The organism is Flavobacterium sp. N1994 (assembly GCF_025947145.1).
Classification (GTDB): domain Bacteria; phylum Bacteroidota; class Bacteroidia; order Flavobacteriales; family Flavobacteriaceae; genus Flavobacterium.
The window spans coordinates 974,733-992,845 of the sequence record NZ_CP109999.1 but is presented as its reverse complement, the minus strand read 5'-3'; the positions used below and the strand labels follow the sequence as shown (position 1 = coordinate 992,845).

General features: G+C 36.7%; 15 protein-coding genes. 2 read left to right on the top strand and 13 right to left on the bottom strand.

Annotated features, from left to right (window positions below; genetic code table 11):
- Positions 1 to 63 precede the first annotated feature (63 nt).
- Positions 64 to 582 carry a helix-turn-helix domain-containing protein gene (locus OLM53_RS04580; protein WP_264521868.1) on the bottom strand — a complete coding sequence of 173 codons (519 nt, stop codon included), beginning with the start codon at positions 580 to 582 and terminating at the stop codon, positions 64 to 66.
- A gap of 1,073 nt (positions 583 to 1,655) precedes the next feature.
- On the opposite strand from OLM53_RS04580, the gene OLM53_RS04575 reads away from it, so the two are divergent.
- Complete coding sequence (locus OLM53_RS04575) at positions 1,656 to 5,540, top strand: glycine-rich domain-containing protein (protein ID WP_264521867.1); 3,885 nt, start codon at positions 1,656 to 1,658, stop codon at positions 5,538 to 5,540.
- A 582-nt stretch (positions 5,541 to 6,122) separates the two neighbouring features.
- Here OLM53_RS04575 and OLM53_RS04570 read toward each other — a convergent pair.
- Positions 6,123 to 7,151: a helix-turn-helix domain-containing protein gene (locus tag OLM53_RS04570; RefSeq protein ID WP_264521866.1), complete on the bottom strand. Its 1,029-nt coding sequence runs from the start codon at positions 7,149 to 7,151 to the stop codon at positions 6,123 to 6,125.
- A gap of 373 nt (positions 7,152 to 7,524) precedes the next feature.
- Here OLM53_RS04570 and OLM53_RS04565 point away from each other — a divergent pair, with 373 nt between their 5' ends.
- Positions 7,525 to 13,026: a glycine-rich domain-containing protein gene (locus tag OLM53_RS04565; RefSeq protein WP_264521865.1), complete on the top strand. Its 5,502-nt coding sequence runs from the start codon at positions 7,525 to 7,527 to the stop codon at positions 13,024 to 13,026.
- A 226-nt stretch (positions 13,027 to 13,252) separates the two neighbouring features.
- Here the strand turns inward: OLM53_RS04565 and OLM53_RS04560 are convergent, their stop codons facing one another.
- The 11 genes from OLM53_RS04560 to OLM53_RS04510 form a co-directional block, all read right to left on the bottom strand.
- Positions 13,253 to 13,423: a hypothetical protein gene (locus OLM53_RS04560; protein WP_264521864.1), complete on the bottom strand. Its 171-nt coding sequence runs from the start codon at positions 13,421 to 13,423 to the stop codon at positions 13,253 to 13,255.
- Positions 13,424 to 13,441: 18 nt separating this feature from the next.
- Positions 13,442 to 13,768: a hypothetical protein gene (locus OLM53_RS04555; RefSeq protein ID WP_264521863.1), complete on the bottom strand. Its 327-nt coding sequence runs from the start codon at positions 13,766 to 13,768 to the stop codon at positions 13,442 to 13,444.
- Positions 13,765 to 14,118, bottom strand: coding sequence for a hypothetical protein (locus OLM53_RS04550; RefSeq protein ID WP_264521862.1), 354 nt, complete (start codon positions 14,116 to 14,118; stop codon positions 13,765 to 13,767). The genes OLM53_RS04555 and OLM53_RS04550 overlap by 4 nt, the downstream gene beginning before the upstream one ends.
- 22 nt (positions 14,119 to 14,140) lie before the next feature.
- The gene (locus OLM53_RS04545) at positions 14,141 to 14,380 is read right to left on the bottom strand and encodes a YtxH domain-containing protein (protein ID WP_264521861.1); all 240 of its coding nucleotides are present in this window, start codon (positions 14,378 to 14,380) and stop codon (positions 14,141 to 14,143) included.
- Positions 14,381 to 14,411: 31 nt separating this feature from the next.
- Entirely contained in the window at positions 14,412 to 14,564 is a 153-nt protein-coding gene (locus OLM53_RS04540) for a lmo0937 family membrane protein (protein ID WP_264521860.1), read from the bottom strand.
- 96 nt (positions 14,565 to 14,660) lie between these two features.
- Entirely contained in the window at positions 14,661 to 15,098 is a 438-nt protein-coding gene (locus OLM53_RS04535; protein WP_264521859.1) for a low affinity iron permease family protein, read from the bottom strand.
- On the bottom strand, positions 15,095 to 15,478 hold the full coding sequence (locus OLM53_RS04530; RefSeq protein WP_264521858.1) for a hypothetical protein: 384 nt from the start codon (positions 15,476 to 15,478) through the stop codon (positions 15,095 to 15,097). The genes OLM53_RS04535 and OLM53_RS04530 overlap by 4 nt, the downstream gene beginning before the upstream one ends.
- A 44-nt stretch (positions 15,479 to 15,522) precedes the next feature.
- Complete coding sequence (locus OLM53_RS04525; RefSeq protein ID WP_264521857.1) at positions 15,523 to 15,726, bottom strand: hypothetical protein; 204 nt, start codon at positions 15,724 to 15,726, stop codon at positions 15,523 to 15,525.
- Positions 15,727 to 15,871: 145 nt separating this feature from the next.
- Positions 15,872 to 16,597, bottom strand: coding sequence for an MlaD family protein (locus OLM53_RS04520; protein ID WP_264521856.1), 726 nt, complete (start codon positions 16,595 to 16,597; stop codon positions 15,872 to 15,874).
- A 15-nt stretch (positions 16,598 to 16,612) separates the two neighbouring features.
- The gene (locus OLM53_RS04515; RefSeq protein ID WP_264521855.1) at positions 16,613 to 17,350 is read right to left on the bottom strand and encodes an ABC transporter ATP-binding protein; all 738 of its coding nucleotides are present in this window, start codon (positions 17,348 to 17,350) and stop codon (positions 16,613 to 16,615) included.
- Positions 17,350 to 18,108 carry an MlaE family ABC transporter permease gene (locus tag OLM53_RS04510; RefSeq protein ID WP_264521854.1) on the bottom strand — a complete coding sequence of 253 codons (759 nt, stop codon included), beginning with the start codon at positions 18,106 to 18,108 and terminating at the stop codon, positions 17,350 to 17,352. Before OLM53_RS04510 ends, OLM53_RS04515 begins: the two co-directional genes overlap by 1 nt.
- Positions 18,109 to 18,113 lie beyond the last annotated feature (5 nt).

Sequence of the window (18,113 nt, the reverse complement as noted above, 5' to 3'; positions counted from 1 at the left end):
AGTTGTAGGATGGAAATTCGAATAGACCTAGTTTACTATAAGACGGAAGAAGTTAGCTACAAATTATAACCGCTTTACATACTCCTGCGTCGTTACTCCCGTAATATTTTTAAAAGCAATACTGAAGGTATTGTATGATGAAAACCCTACTGTGGTAGAAAGCGTTTCTACTTTATGGTCATTGAGGTAACCCTCTTCTAGCAATTTTGTGGCATCGTGAATGCGTACAATCTTTTTATAATCGGTGAAACTCTCGTTGCAATGAAATTTAAAAATAAAATGGATATTGCTAACAGGAATTTTTATCGCAATAGCAATATCCTCCAAAGTCAAATTGGGACTTCGAAATGCATGCGTATGAAAAGAATACTCTTCCAGTTTATGAACATATTCCAGAAGCACTGGTTTCATCTTTTTCTCTAGTTTTTTATCCTTCTCACTTGCAATAGGAAATACCGTTCCTTCTAAATTCCATACAGTGCTTAGTACTAATCTTTCTTTAGCGGTATCAATGGTTTTGTTTAATAAGTTATATCCGTAAAGGATTTCGGGGGTAAGAATTATTTTTATAAATATACCCATCCAAATTAGTCCTGTTATCCAAAGGTAGTGGTCCCTAGACGTACCATTTCTATAGCTGATAATACTTATTGATATCCGTATTAAAAAAATAAAAACAAAAGAAAAATACAGAAATAAACTCCATTTTTTTATCAATTCGTTTTGTTTTTGGATAGCCTTGATATAGGTTTTACGCCGCCATACATGTTTATAGAGTATCACGAATCCAAAAACAGCATAGTTGATATAAAACAAAAAGACAAATAAGAAAAACAGTTTTTTTATCAAATCTGCTTTTTCAGGATTACTATGAAGAAAGGTGAAAAATAAACTGCCCAACAAAAAAGGCACTACAAAATGCAACAAATTTCCTAGCTCGAACTTGCTTTCGTATATAATATTTGTAAAATAAAGGTAAAAGCAGGGCATCAACATGATAACGCCTATATCGAGTACAGTTACAAATTTACTTATGGACATTTCTGGGTACGATTCTGCTATCCCATGAAAAAAAAATCGTATCGCATTACTTGCAGTAATAATAGTCAGGTATTTATTTATTAGAGAATGTTCCTGATATTTATTTTTCCCAAAGATTAATGCTGTGCACAAAAATCCGAGTACGGCTGTAACAAATAATATAATGTTGCTAAGCATAAAGCGAAATAATTTAAAGAAGAAAGACCTTTGATATTCTCCCAAAATGGGATGTAAAAAAGACTGCAATTTACCATATTAATTGTCACCGTTTCAAAAAAAAAACATCTCAAAAACTGGAAATAATCTCTCAAAAAATTGAAAAAATGTCGTAAAACAATAAAAAGGGGATATTTGGAAATTTCATCAGGCTATTATTTTTTTGATATAATCTAACCATTTTTCTCTAGCTAAAACTAGTGTAATGCCTGTCCTAATATTTTAGAGGAATAGGCTATCGTTTTCTTCATTTTTAGGACTCCAAAAACCGGGAAATAAAAAATAGTATCTCAAAAACTAGGAATCGTAAATCAAAAATCAGTAAAAAAAAGAATTGTTGTTGCGGGCAGTATATTATTTCACATTTTTGTCCTATAAAATTAAAAACAGTAAAAAAAATGAAAAGAATTTATTTAAGTCTTTCTCTATTAATCTCAATGATTTTTTCAGTTTCGGCGCAACAGCTAAATGTGGATGTATTAGTAGTTTCTGGCGGTGGTAGTGGTGGAGCAGGTTTTGGCGGCGGCGGCGGCGGCGGCGCAGTAAAATACTTTACTAATCAATCAATTTCCGGTGCCATAGCAACAACTGTTGGTGCAGGTGGAGCTGCAGTAAGTACAGCAAATGGAATAGTAGTTGGAAATCCGGGAGCGAGCTCCAGATTTGGATCGTTAATTGCAACATCAAGTAGCAGCGCTAATGGCCCTAATGCCGATGGTGGCGGTGGAGGTGGTGCAGGTTCTGGCGGTGGCGCTGGTGGAAACACCACCACGTCTTTATTATCAGGAGGAACAGCGGTATCAGGTATGGGTAATAATGGTGGCGGTTCCCAAGGCAATAATAAGAATTTTTCAAATATTTGTGGCGGTGGCGGTGGCGGTGCAGGAGCTGTTGGTGGTTTAGGAGGAACAAGCAATGGAGTCAAAGGCGGAAATGGTGGAGTGGGTGTATCTAATAGCATAACTGGTGTTGCTGTATTTTATGGCGGCGGCGGCGGCGGCGGTGTAACTTTTAATGGATCTGCTGCGGGAGTTGGTGGAAATGGTGGGGGCGGCGCTGGTTCGAAAGGTGATGTTACTGCTACTAGTGGTACTGCAAATACTGGCGGTGGCGGTGGCGGTTTTGGAAGTACTAATGGAGGAGTAAGCAATAACTTATCGGGTGCGGGAGGTTCAGGAATAGTAATAGTTAGGTATTTAGGTTCCGTTATACGAGCAACCGGAGGGACTGTTACGCAGGTGGGTAACTATACAATACATACCTTTACTAGCAGTGGTACTTTTACTGTGGGGCCGACGATTACCACTTCATCAACTGCAACAGCAGTTTGCAAAAGTACCAGCGCACAAAATAGTTCGTTGGCTTACAGTGCAACAACACTCGCGCCCACAACCTACAGAATTAGTTGGAGTGGGACGCCCGCCAATAGTTTTGCGGCAGTTACTGATGCTACATTAACATTAGGTCAAATAAGTATTGCTGTTCCGGCAAATACTACTGAGGGAACTTACACAGGTACTATTACGGTAAAAAATGCAGCTGGAGATGTAAGCATAGGAACCAATTTTACGATAACGGTTAATGCCTTGCCAACAATTACTGCTGGAAATGTATCGGGATGTACAGGAACAGCGATTGCATTAGTTGGTTCACCAGCAGGAGGAACGTTTAGTGTTGCTAATCCGTACACTGGACCAAGTACTACTTATACGTATTCATACACAGACGTAAACGGATGTTCTGCAACAAGTGCTTCGGCTACAATTACACCCAATCCATTACCAATAGTTACTGCTGGAAATGTATCAGGATGTGCAGGAACAGCGATTACTTTAGTTGGTTCACCAGCAGGAGGAACGTTTAGTGTTGCTAATCCATACACTGGACCAAGTACTACTTATACGTATTCTTATACAGACGGAAACGGATGTTCTGCAACAAGTGCTTCAGCTACAATTACTACCAATTCATTACCAACAGTTACTGCTGGAAATGTATCAGGATGTGGAGGAACAGCGATTGCATTAGTTGGTTCACCAGCAGGAGGAACGTTTAGTGTTGCTAATCCATACACTGGACCAAGCACTACTTATACGTATTCATACACAAACGGAAACGGATGTACTGCAACAAGTGCTTCGGCTACAATTACTACCAATCCATTACCAATAGTTACTTCTGGAAATGTATCAGGATGTGCAGGCACAGCGATTGCATTAGTTGGTTCACCAGCAGGAGGAACGTTTAGTATTGCTAATCCATACACTGGACCAAGTACTACTTATACGTATTCTTATACAGACGGAAACGGATGTGCTGCAACAAGTGCTTCGGCTACAATTACTACCAATCCATTACCAGCTACACCAACAATATCAGCTGGAGGCGCAACTTCGTTCTGCGCAGGTGGAAGTGTTGTGTTGACAGCAACTGCAGGCAGCAGTTATTCATGGTCTAATGGAGCTACTTCACAAAGTATCACTGTTACTACAACAGGAAATTATACAGTACAGGTAACTAATTCATTTGGATGCGTAAGCGCATCATCTCTGCCAACTACAGTAACGGTAACGGCTCAACCCTTATGGTATTTGGATGCTGATGGTGACCATTACTATACTGGAGTTGCAATTCCATCATGTACTTCACCTGGAGCAGGATATACCACTAGTGGTTTATTAGGTGGCGGCGATTGTGCTGATGATAATTCAGCTATAAATCCAGGAGCTACAGAAATATGCTACAACAATATTGATGATAATTGTAATGGTATAAAATCAGAAGGTTGTGCACCAGTAGTTGTAAATATGACCCCTTCTTATAACAATACTACTTTAGTCTCATTAGCTACAGCTATTCCAGCGGTAAGTTATACTTATCCAGGAACCTCGAATATTAAATATCGTTTTTCTATCACTAATGTAACCACAAATGTTACTTCAGCCGATATTATTCAAACCTCACGATATGTAACTATTCCTTCAGCACTTCATGTATATGGTGCTACCTATACTATTAAAGTATCGGCAGTGATTAATGATGAAGTTGTTCCGTTTTATGGTAATACTATAACAGTAACTGGACCAACAGTTCAATTAATTACTTTGAGTTCTGCTAGTTGTGGTGCTTCTTTGGCTACTTTAGCTTCTACGATTTCTGCTAATGGCGGATTGAATGCTACTGGTTATACTTTCCGTATTCGATTGACAACTGATAATGGACCAACACCAAACTATGGTTTCTCATCATCAGCAACTCGTTTTGTGGGTGCTAACTCATTTGCAGGTTTCCCATTGCAGTATAATACCAGCTATCAAGTAGCAGTAAAATACAGTTACATAGATCCTCTGACAAGTTTACCAGTAGAATCAGCTTACGGAGCAGAGTGTTCTGTTTCAACGCCATCGATTCCATTGATTGGTTTAGCAGCACCAACTTGTGGTTCACAAGTAGCTACAATGAATGCGGGTATCACAGCTAGTCCAGCAGCTTATGCTACAGGATACCGTTTCCGTATTCGATTGACAAGTGACAATGGCCCAACGCCAACGTATTACTATACATTGCCAAATGCTAGTAGATTCTCATCATTAGTAGCATTCCAAGGGGTTACGTTTGCTTACAACACCCAATATTCTATTGCGGTTGAGTATAGTATCTTGAGTAACAGTGTAACGCAATGGTCAGGTTTTGGTTCAGAATGTATTGTTAAAACACCATTCTTCCCAGTGACTTCGTTAGTACCATCACAATGTGGATTGTCAACTGCGACTTCGTTAACACAACAGTTGAATATTACACCTTACCCAGGTTTCCCTAACTATAAAGTTAAGTTAGATGAAATTAGTGGAGAGTCTATTACCAATTCACAAGAAATCGTGATTACTTATTCTAACTTTAGATTAAATCAATTCTCAATTGCACAGTTAGGTAAGAACTATAATGTATCGGTAGCTATTAAATTAAATGGTGTGTTTGGAGATTATTCAACCGCATGTGATTTGTTCACAGCTGCTCCAACAAGAACAGTTAAATTACCATTTAAAGCTTCGGCCTATCCAAACCCATTTGCCAATAACTTTATGTTAGCTGTTACCACTTCAAGTAAATCAGTTGTAGGCATAAAAGTGTATGATATGGTTGGAAGATTGATAGAGCAACGTCAGGTAAATACATCTGATATTGAAAACACTACAATTGGTGACAGTTATCCATCGGGTATTTACAACGTAGTTGTATCACAAGAGGATAGTATTGAAACCGTTAGAGTGATTAAGAGATAAATAACTCTTTAGTATACATAAGAAAGACCTTCGAGCAATCGAGGGTCTTTTTTTTATGATAAAACCAACCTAAGCCCTCTGTAAGGTTCTTTAGAGGGCTTTTTAATGGTTGTTTAATTATTTTTTTTCTAAAGCTTCTAAGCGTTTTAGGATGGCTTCGTTTGCTTTTTGAAGTTTACTATTTTGTTCTTATTGTTCTTGGAGGGCTTTTTTGTCTTTTAAAGAAAACCGTAATATAAATTTAAAGTACTCTTGTAATAAATGCAGGCTAGCGAACACTAAAAATGACAAGTTAAAGAAAAGAATGAAACTTAAGTAATCTTGAATAATTCTTTGGTTCTAAAATCAGTTCATTTTTCTTATGCTATAGCGTACCACTTTTTCAGTTTTGGCATTAATGGTTTTATTTGAAAAATTAGTGGCCTTCTTAGATTTAGTCTCGAACAATTTGCTGCTAGATTTCGAGAAGATACTTATGTTAATTGCATTCTTAAAACATAAATAAATATATGTTTTTAACTATTTTATTTTTATATAAAACCGTTTATAGGGAATTGATTTTACTAATGATTATCAATTATTTTAATCACTATTAATGGATGAAATGTATTGATGGGGCGATTTACCAACAACATCTTTAAAACAGGTAAAAAAGGGGTTGTATGAGCTAAACCCTACCTCTTTTGATAGTGATTCGAGCGTGTTTGTAGTTAGATAATTGTTATTGATTAATTCTAATGAATTTTGAATTCTAGATATTTTCTTATAATCTGAGAATGATAATTTAGAATGGTATTTAAAAATATATTTTAAATGACTATTGGGAATATTTAACACTTGCGCTAAATCTTTAATAGAAAAATCGGGATTTCTAAAATAACTATTGTTAAATAAAAGTGCGTTTAATTCAAAGACGTATGGTTCAATTTTAGTACTTATTTTTTCTTTTAGCAATTGGTCTTGGTTATTATTTATTTTAATTTTTGACTGTATATTCCAATAATTATTGCTTTTTAAATCGGAATTAGTTTTAGTGGTTTCTACCTGTAAATAAGAATAACCGTAAAGTAACTGTGGATTTGATAAAATTATCAAAAATAATACAATCCACACTAATGCGGTTACCCAAAGGTACTTTGTAGGTTCTATAATTAAAGGTTCATAAAATAAATATTCTTTGTAATACAAAAGAAAGAAGCGCAATACAAAAGCATTTATGGCAATAAAAAATAGTATAGTCCATTTCGTAATTAAATTATTTTGGGTTTTCACAAAACTTAAAGTTGCTTTTTTATGCCACACATTTTTTTTAAGCAGTAAAAAAATCACTACTAAATAAACGAGAACGTAAACCGCAACAAATTGACTAAGGTAATAGTTCAATTTACAATCAAATAAACTGTCTAATAGCAAAAATTCTCGCTCTATTATTGCTAAAAACAGCACTACTATATGCAATAAATCTTTAAAAATAAAATGTTTATGATTGTTAATTAAATATTTAAAATATAAATAAAAACAGGGTATAAATAAAACAGTATAACTATTGCTTGTTATAGAAAATTTTTTTAAATCAGCTATATTATACATTTCTGCGATGCCATCGATCATCAAACGGGTATATTCGATATAAAAAAAATAATCAATAAAAAAGAGTTTACTATTATATTGTTTTTATAATTTTTAAAGGCTAAAAAAATAACGATATAACCTAAAAAAACTGATAAAAGTATTATAATGTTAGCAGACATAGAGGCATGGTTTTACTGGTTGCTTTGCAATTTTATTTATAAAAAAAGCTCTAATTTGCGATTTTTAGTAAGTGCTAAATTATATAAATTAAAGCAATGTAGGTAGTATTTTTTGTTACTAAAAATTGTAAATTTTTACTATTTATTAAAAAAAATAGTAGGTCTATATTTTATGACCTTTATGTTTTGCAGTACTGTATTATCATTGCCAAAAATTTAAAAAATATATTAAAATGAAAAAAGTTTTTTATTTGTGTATTGTTATGTTAGGCATGAGCATTTCGGCGCACGCTTCTCGTATTATTGCTTTCAATGAAATTACAAGAGCAAATGTTGATACAACCCTTTCAGTTCCCAAAGGAGCTATCTCACCGTCAAATGAAGCGGTAATGGCTGGTGCTGGGATTATGAAGCGTTCTTTCGCTGTTACTGGTGTAGCACCGACTTTTAAAAATTTTGATATTTTAACACACTCAAGTGCTCGTACGTCCTTAAAAATTTTAATAAATACTGTAGGAGCAGCTTCTTCTACTCCGACTATATGCATCAATACACCTTTGACTTCTATAACTCATACTACCACAGGAGCAACTGGTATTAGCAATGACGGAGTAGCAGGAGCTAACGGTTTACCAGCTGGAGTATCTGCAACATGGTCTAGCGACATCATTACCATTAGTGGTACTCCAACAGCATCAGGAACTTTCAATTACAGCATTGCATTAACAGGAGGTAGCGGAAGCGTGAATGCTACAGGAACTATAACGGTAAATCAATTCAACAGTGTAATAATTGGTCAAGTATTGGTTGTTGCGGGTGGAGGAAGTGGTGCAAAAGGTAGACAACAATTAGGAGGAGCAGGTGGAGGAGCAGGTGGAGTTGTTTTTTCAAACGCTTATACTTTAACTTACGGTACCTATAGTGTTACAGTTGGTAATGGTGGAACTTCTGTAACGTCACCTGGTATCGGTGCTGTAAATGGCAATAATGGAGGCAACTCAGTATTTGGAACCCTAACCGCCATTGGCGGCGGCGGCGGCGGGAGTGATTATATAAGTTCTGCTTACTTCGGTCAAAATGGAGGTTCCGGTGGAGGTGCAGCAATATCGTTGTCTGGTACTACTGCTACTGCAGGATCATCTACTCAAACAGCACAAGTCAATGAAACCAGTCATTATGGAAATGGGGGTGGTAGGTCTTATAGTGGAAGTACTGGTTTCCCTGCTGGCGGCGGCGGCGGTGCTGGAAATGCAGGGTACTCTCCAAATTTTAACGGTTATGGTGACTATGGTGGAAATGGTGGTGAAGGGGTGACTGTTAGTTTTAGTTCAGGGTGGCCATCTGGTTATTTTGCAGGCGGTGGCGGTGGATCTGGAGGAGATGCTGGCGCAGGCGTTCCTGGGCGAAGAAATAAAGGAGTAGGAGGTAGTTCAATTGGTGGAAATGGAGATGGTGCTGATGCTAATTTTGTTACATCGGGTGTAAGTAACACTGGAAGTGGCGGTGGCGGAAGTTCCGGAAGACCAAGTGGTGCTGGTGGTTCAGGAATAGTTATTATTCAATATCCTGGAGCTCCAATTGCATCTGGTGGAACTATTACACAGAGCAATGGGTATACCATTCATACTTTTACATCGTCTGGAACATTTGCATTTAGTAATAATGGCTTAGATATCGGATCTAACCCACAAACCTTGTGTCAAAATGCGACAGTTACCGCTTTAACAAGTAGTTTGAGCACAGCTCAGTATACTTTTCAATGGTATAGTAATAATTCGGCTAACAATACAGGTGGAACAATTATTAGTGGGGCTACTTTAAACAGTTATACCCCAAGTTCTGCTATTATAGGCACAACCTATTATTATGTTGTAGTAACCAATTCTAGTGGCTGCTCTGCAGCAAGTAATGTCTCTGGTGCAATAACAATTACACCAATCAACACAGTAAGTGCAGCATCAATCACGCCAACCTTGTGTATTAATTCGGTTTTAACATCAATCACACATACTTCTACAGGTGCCACGGGAATTGGAACGGCTACAGGTTTACCAGCAGGAATTACAGCATCATTTGCAAATAACACCATTACTATTAGTGGTACTCCAACAGCATCAGGAACATTTGCTTACAGCATCCCAGTAACAGGAGGTTGCGGTACAGTAAATGCTACTGGAACAATCACGGTTACAACAAACAACGTAGCAAGTGCTGCATCAAGCACGCCAACTTTGTGTATTAATTCGGTTTTAACATCAATCACACATACTACTACAGGTGCCACAGGAATTGGAACGACTACAGGTTTACCAGCAGGAGTTACAGCATCATTTGCCAGTAACACCATTACCATTAGTGGTACACCAACAGCATCAGGAACTTTCAATTACAGCATTCCATTAACTGGAGGTTGTGGTACAGTAAATGCTACTGGAACAATCACGGTTACACCAAACAAAACAGTAAGTGCTGCATCAAGCACGCCAACCTTGTGTATTAATTCGGTTTTAACATCAGTCACGCATACTACTACAGATGCTACAGGTATTGGAACTGCGACTGGTTTACCAGCGGGATTAAGCGCTGCGTGGGCCAGTAACACCATTACCATTAGTGGTACACCAACGGCATCGGGAACATTTGCTTACAGCATCCCAGTAACAGGAGATTGTGGTACAGTAAATGCTACTGGAATAATCACGGTTACAACAAACAAAACAGTAAGTGCTGCATCAAGCACGCCAACTTTGTGTATTAATTCGGTTTTAACATCAATCACGCATACTACTACAGGTGCCACAGGAATTGGAACGGCTACAGGTTTACCAGCAGGAGTTACAGCATCATTTACAAGTAACACCATTACCATTAGTGGTACACCAACAGCATCAGGAACATTTGCTTACAGCATCCCAGTAACAGGAGGTTGTGGTACAGTAAATGCTACTGGAACAATTATAGTGAACGACCTACCTGGTGTATATTTAGGATCGGCAGTAAATACAAATGCGCAAACGGTATGTATCAATCAAGGTATTGGAACCATATATTATCAATTTTATGGAACTTCGGGAGGATCTTCAGGAATAACAGGAGTTACCGTCTCGGGATTACCATCAGGTATTTCAGGCACATATTATCCTTCTACATATTCGCCTGTATTATATATTACTGGCTCAACAAATCAAATAGGTACATTTCCTTATACCATCACTTCAATAGGAGGAGCATGTAATGCAGTAAGTGCTTCGGGAACCATTACCATTTCTCCCCAAACCGTTGCTGGAGCGGTTACGGGTAGCACCACCGTATGCAGCGGGACCAATTCGACCACTTTAACCTTAAGTGGTCAAACAGGTGATGTCATCAAATGGCAATCTGCACAGTTAGGTACTTTTCAAAATGCTGTCGATATTAACAATACAACAACAACTTTAATCGTTTCTAATGTAACTACTAGCACCTATTACAGAGCAGTGGTAAGAAGCGGTGGTTGTGGTATTGGAAATAGTGATGCGGCAACTGTAACAGTAAGTCCACCATCAGTTGGAGGAACAATAGCCGGTAGCGCAACAGTTTGTGCAGGAACCAATTCAACCACTTTGACTTTAAGCGGCCACACAGGTGCTATCACCCGATGGGAATCCTCTTTGGATAACTTCGCAACTGCAGGAACTAGTATTGCCAATACAACCACATCTTTGACTGTGACTAATTTAACAACCACTACTTTTTATAGAGCTGTGGTTACTAGTGGCGCATGTAGTGCAGCAAATAGTGCAACAGCAACTATTAGCACTAATCCATTACCCGCGACACCAACAATATCACCTGGTGGCGCAACTTCGTTCTGCGCAGGTGGAAGTGTTGTGTTGACAGCAACTGCAGGCAGCAGTTATTCATGGTCTAATGGAGCTACTTCACAAAGTATCACTGTTACTACAACAGGAAATTATACAGTACAGGTAACTAATTCATTTGGATGCGTGAGCGCATCATCTCTGCCAACTACAGTAACGGTAACGGCTCAACCCTTATGGTATTTGGATGCTGATGGTGACCATTATTATTCAGGAGTTGCAGTTCCATCCTGTACTTCACCTGGAGCAGGATTTACCACTAGTGGTATACTTGGCGGTGGTGATTGTGCAGACGGTAATCCAGCTATAAATCCTGGAGCAACAGAGATCTGTCATAACAATATTGATGATAATTGTAATGGTACTGATTCAGAAGGCTGTGCACCAATGGTGGTTAATATGACTCCTTCCTATAACAATACTACATTGGTGTCCTTTTCATTAGCCATTCCAGCATTAGGGTATACTTACCCAGGCACTTCGAATATTAAATATCGTTTTTCTGTTAAAAATGAAACTACAGGTGTTAAGGCTCCTGATGTTATTCAAGGATCACGCTATATAACTATTCCAGCCGCACTTCATTTATATGGTGCTACTTATATTATCAAAGTATCAGCAGTGATTAATGATGAAGTTGTTCCTTTCTACGGAAATACTATTAGAGTAAACGGACCAACCGTTCAATTGATTACTTTGAGTTCTGCTAGTTGTGGTGCTACTTTGGCTACTTTAGCTTCTACGATTTCGGCTAATGGCGGATTGAATGCTACAGGGTATACTTTCCGTATTCGATTAACAACGGATAATGGACCAACACCAACGTATGGTTTCTCTTCATCAGCCACTCGTTTTGTTGGAGCTAATTCATTTGCTGGTTTCCCATTACAGTATAATACAAGTTATCAAGTAGCTGTACATTATACTTTCACTGACCCAGTAACGAGCTTACCAGTTCAATCAGGCTATGGAACAGAGTGTACCGTTTTAACTCCATCTATTCCATTAATTGGTTTGGCGGCACCAACTTGTGGTTCACAAGTAGCTACAATGAATGCGGGTATTACATCGAGTCCAGCAGCTTATGCTACAGGATACCGTTTCCGTATTCGTTTGACAAGTGATAATGGGCCAACGCCAACGTATTATTACACCCTACCAAATGCAAGTAGATTCTCATCATTAGTAGCATTCCAAGGTGTTACGTTTGCTTACAACACCCAATATTCTATCGCGGTAGAGTATAGTATTTTGACTAATAGTGTAACGCAATGGTCAGGATTTGGTTCAGAATGTATTGTTAAAACACCATTCTTCCCAGTGACTTCTCTAGTACCATCACAATGTGGTTTGACTACTCCAACATCGTTAACACAACAGTTGAATATTACACCTTACCCAGGTTTCCCTAACTATAAAGTTAAGTTAGATGAGATTAGTGGAGAAGATGTAGTTAATTCACAAGAAATCATTGTTACTTATTCTAACTTCAGATTGAATCAATTCTCAATTGCACAGTTAGGTAAAAACTATAACGTATCGGTAGCTATTAAATTAAATGGTGTGTTTGGAGATTATTCAACAGCATGTGATTTGTTCACAGCGGCTCCATCAAGAACAGTTAAATTGCCATTTAAAGCTTCGGCCTATCCAAATCCATTTGCTAATAACTTTATGTTAGATGTTACTACATCAAGCAAATCAGTTGTAGGCGTAAAAGTGTATGATATGGTTGGAAGATTGATAGAACAACGTCAGGTAAATGCATCTGATATTGAAAACACTACAATTGGAGACAGTTATCCATCGGGTATTTACAACGTAGTTGTATCACAGGAGGATAGTATTGAAACCGTTAGAGTGATTAAGAGATAAATAACTCTTTAGTATAAATAAGAAAGACCTTCGAGCAATCGAGGGTCTTTTTTTTATGATAGGAAGATCTTCGTCTTTATAGCCCCGATGGGAGCAAACTACCTTGTAGTGCGGACAGCGGGAGGGGAAGTGTAAAGAAGAAGGGGAGTAGTGCTTCTACTGTTTAACTATTTTTTTCAGTAACAGCAATAAACAAAAAAAACTCCTCGGCAAGGAGAAGTTGGATTTAAATGGAGACTATTGTTTTCTTAGTAAAGGCTAACCAAATATAATGATTGCCATTAACTACCGCTTTTAAGGCTAAGTAGGAAATGAGAAACACAATGCAATAAAAAAGGTCTAATTTGTTTTGTTCTTCCATTGCTGCATTCGGTTGCAACTCTTTTGATTTTAACATGGGTTCTATGATTTAACCTTATAGTTCTTTTTTCGGACTTAACTTATTGAGTAAAGTCATCGTCAAGTTACCCAGTATTTTCTTGATGGGTTTTTGAAAAACTCCTAATACAGTATTTTTTTCAATAAAATTGGAAGCCATATTGATAGTACCATGAAGTAAGTCTGATTTTATATCGGGAGAACCTATAATACCAGAAATAGTATTTTTTAAAAAATACAAGGGATTTAATTGTTCAATAGTGGAGTGAAATTGTTTTTTGAGTAAATGTAATTCAGCGGTTTGTTGTATTTCTAAAGCACTGATGCGTTCCATTAAATACACCTTTTTGTCTATAGTTTTCATGATTTCTGTTCAGATTCAAAACTGTCAATAACCAAATTGCTGATTCGGATTTTAATCCATGGTTTTCTGAAAATATAGATGATAATGCCTAAAACAACATAAAAGATTCCCATGATTAAAAAACCATAAGCTGTTTTCTGTAAAACATCACCTATCCATAACGCTAATGCCACTGTGAAAAGTAAAGTGACGATAAAAGTTATTAAAGTGAATACTAATTTTACAGCTAATAAGGAAAATAGCGCTGCAGTTTTATAAATGGCAGAATACTTATATAAATCAAATGAAGTTTTACTATACTGCTCTATCCTTTCGACTAGATTTTCTATTGTTGTGGCGCTATTTTCCATAAATTTTTAAGAAAGGATAAGTTTATTTTTCCTGATGATCAGAAACAAATTCTTTGGCATCTTCCATCACATTTTCATATTGAGTTGCAATGTTACCATATAAGTCCTCGAATTTATTTTTAAGGTCTTTGGTATAATCACTTCCTTTTTTCATGATTCTTTTTCTAGTTTTGGTTCCTTTGGCTGGGGCAAACAGCACTCCGGCTAATGCACCTACGGCTACGCCACCTAAAACGCCTAATACTACTGTACTCGTTTTCATAATCTTAATGTTTTTAATTAATTATTTATTGTTAAATTCTTTTTCCTTGTATTAATCTTAGTATTATAGCTATCACCGCTATCACTAGTAAAATATGTATAATAGCACCTGCACTGTAGGCGAAGTAACCAATGGCCCATAGAATAATTAGTATTACGGCTATGGTGTAAAGTAAATTGCTCATGATTGTCTTTTTTTAGTTATTTTGATATTGTAAAGGTATCTTGAATCGAGACCATTTCCCTTACACAATTTTGAATAAGAATTGTAGTATTCACACTTATACATTGTGATTGTTTTGTGTATTAACGTCAGTATCTGCTTCTGATTGTTTAATGGTTTCTTCAAGAATTTCTTCTTCTATTTCTAGATATTCTTTTGCTAATTCTCTTATTTCCTGTTCGGTTTTTTCGCCAGTATTCATCACGGCATTATTAGCTGTTTCGTGGGAAGAGATTAGTTCGTTCATTTTTAAGTGTACTAGGGCAGAGTAGCGGTTGAAGGATTTTTGGATGATAAACAAACTTAGAAAAGTAGTCCCAAAGATAAAATCACCAATATTCTGGTGAAGATCATTAGAGATAAACATGCCCCGAGTCCACCAAAAAAGCACAAGGCAAAGCGCTAAAATAAAGGTTATAGAATTCCCGAGTATTTTAGTAGCTATTGAAGTTAATTTTTCAAAAATCCGTTCAATTACGATATAGGGTTTATTCATAGTTTATTTAGTAAAAAATAGTCAGTCACAAAATCATTTTGTTGCTCTGTAGTTAGCATTTTGGTTGGTTTAGTAGCTATGATTATTTTATAAAAACGATTATCCGATGAAAGACTTTTAAAGAGTTGCGTTATTACATTGGGCTTACCAAACAAGACTACTTCATCATATTGTAGCACATAATCACTCAATTTTTGAAAATACTCCTTACTGAGATAGTCTTCTTTATATTCAAGATGAATTTCATTGGTTTGAAGCGTATGGTTTTCATCACTTACGAAAAGGCATTGAGATGCTCCTATTTTTAGTTGGAGCAATTCAAGGGTAAATTCAATGAGATTTGCCGATGCGGTTTCCATGTAAATGCCCAATTTCTTCATAGTATTATCTGTTGGTTAAGAGCAGTAGGAACTACTACTGTTATTTATTGATTTATAGTGTATTTTTTTAAAATTGATTCTAAGGAGTTGAAATACTCTTGCAACACCTTATTAGTCATTTCTGGGTTATTAACATCGGGTAATGTAACTGTAAGTTCATTCAAATACTTTAATAATTCGGGATGTTCATTCCGAATTTTCATAGTGATTTTTAAGATGTCTTCGTTTAATTTTTGTTCTAAAAGCATAATGTAGAGATTAGAAAAAAGCACCATAAAAAAGGTGCTCTTTTAATGAAATGATTCTTTTTTACGACCTAATAAAGGTATGATAATACTACAGCTGCGTAGTTATATAATACTGGAATTAAGTTATAGGATTCCTACTTTTTGGTTACTTTTTCTTTTTCGATTGTTTTTCCTCTTCCAATTCCTGTTTCTTTTTTGCGGCTTCTTTTTCTTGTTTTTTAAAGTAACCTCTTAGTAAGAAATTATGTTTAGCCGCTTCCATATTTTCATTTAATCCTTTTGTGGCATGTTGCATATTGGTTAGTGTTGCATCAAGCGATTTGCCCATTTTATCATCGTTTACCAATTTAGAAAGGACACTGTTTTTATTGTTCATCTTAGAAGTGAACTCCGCCAATTCATATGTGATGTATTGTGCATTATCAACACTGACTTTGACGCTTTTCATAATGTCTTCGATTTCAATGGCTTTGGTAGTGGCTATTAGCGCATTGTTTTTTACCATTACTTTTGACTTACTTCCTGGGGAAATGGTTAATACTTTATCCCCCATCAACCCATCAGATCCAATACTAGCCATAGCGTCTGTTTTGATGTATCGATGGACTTCTTCTTTGATAACGACTATAACCACGACGGCAGAGTCTGAAACAAAATCAATGGCTTTTACAGAGCCAATGTTGATTCCGGAAAAGCGAACATTATTGCCTACTTTTAATCCGCTAACGTTTTTAAAATTAGCTTTTAGTTGAAACGTTTCACCAAAGAGGTTTTTGTTGCTTCCAATTACATAAATCCCAATAGCAAAAAGAAATATGCCTATGATGACAAACATACCTAACTTCCATATATATCCTGTTTTTTTAATCATAACTGTTTTTTTTAATTATATAAAAAATGATTTTACCCAAGGGTCTTTGCTTTTTTCCAATTCAGCATAAGTACCTTCCGCATTAATCACTCCGTCTTTTAAAATCATAATTCGATTTCCTGTTACTTTGGCGCAAGCCATATCGTGTGTGATAATGAGTGATGTTGTTTTGTATTTTTTTTGAATCGAAACCATTAATTCGCTGATTTCTCTTGAGGTAATGGTATCTAATCCTGAAGTTGGTTCATCGTACAAAATAATTTCTGGTTGAACGATTAAGGCTCTGGCCATACCAATTCGTTTACGCATACCTCCTGAAAGCTCTGAGGGCATTTTATCTATTGCTTCTAATAAACCCACATTGTCTAAGGCTTCGTTTATTTTAGTATCAATGATTTCTTTGGTGCTATTTTTATCATGGTGTTTTAAGGTAAACGTCAGGTTTTGTCTGACGGACATAGAGTCGTAAAGGGCTCCGTTCTGAAACATAAAACCAATGCGAGCTCTGATGGTATTGAGTTCATTTTCATGGAGTTTTGTGATGTCGGTACCAAATACTTTTATGGTTCCCTCATCTGCTTTTTCTAATCCGACGAGGCATTTAATCGTAACTGATTTCCCTGATCCAGAGCGACCTAAGATTACTACATCCTCACCTTTATTGACGGTGATATTGACACCATTAAGCACCTCATTTTCTCCGAAGGTCTTATGTAGGTTTTTGATTTCTATGACGGGTTTATTGGTTTCCATTAGAAAAATAAATCAGTTATTTGAACGGCCAACATATCGATAATAAAAATAGAAAGCGATGCTGTCACGACAGCTGAATTAGCAGCCACACCAACACTAGCTGTACCATTGGAAGCATTAAATCCTTTGTAGCAACCAATGAGTCCGATAAAGAATCCAAAGAAGAAAGTTTTAATGGTGGCAGGCATAACATCTAGAAATTCTAAATGTTCGAATACTCCGGTAAAATAGCGGTACATACTCATATCGCTATGAATGTTGTATCCAATATAACCACCAAAAATCCCCACTAAATCGGCATAAATTACCAAAAGGGGAATCATTAATGTTGTGGCTAATATTCGGGTTACCACTAAATACTTATAGGGGTTGATAGCCGAAACTTCCATAGCATCTATTTGCTCGGTAACTTTCATCGAACCTAATTCGGCACCAATACCCGAAGCAATTTTTCCGGCACAAATTAACGCAGTGATTACAGGAGCAATTTCCCTAATCAGTGAAAGTGAAACCATACTGGGCAACCAGGATTCTGCCCCAAACTTAGCCATAGTAGGACGGGATTGAATCGTTAGCACTAAGCCCATGATAAATCCAGTAATGGTTATCAAAGGCAATGATTTATAGCCAACGGCATAACACTGCCTTATGAACTCGTTAATTTGGAAAGGTGGTTTGAAAACTTCCTTGAAAAACCTTGCGGTAAATACTGTAATCGAACCTGTATCGGTAAAAATATTTTTAAGTCCTGCTATCATATACT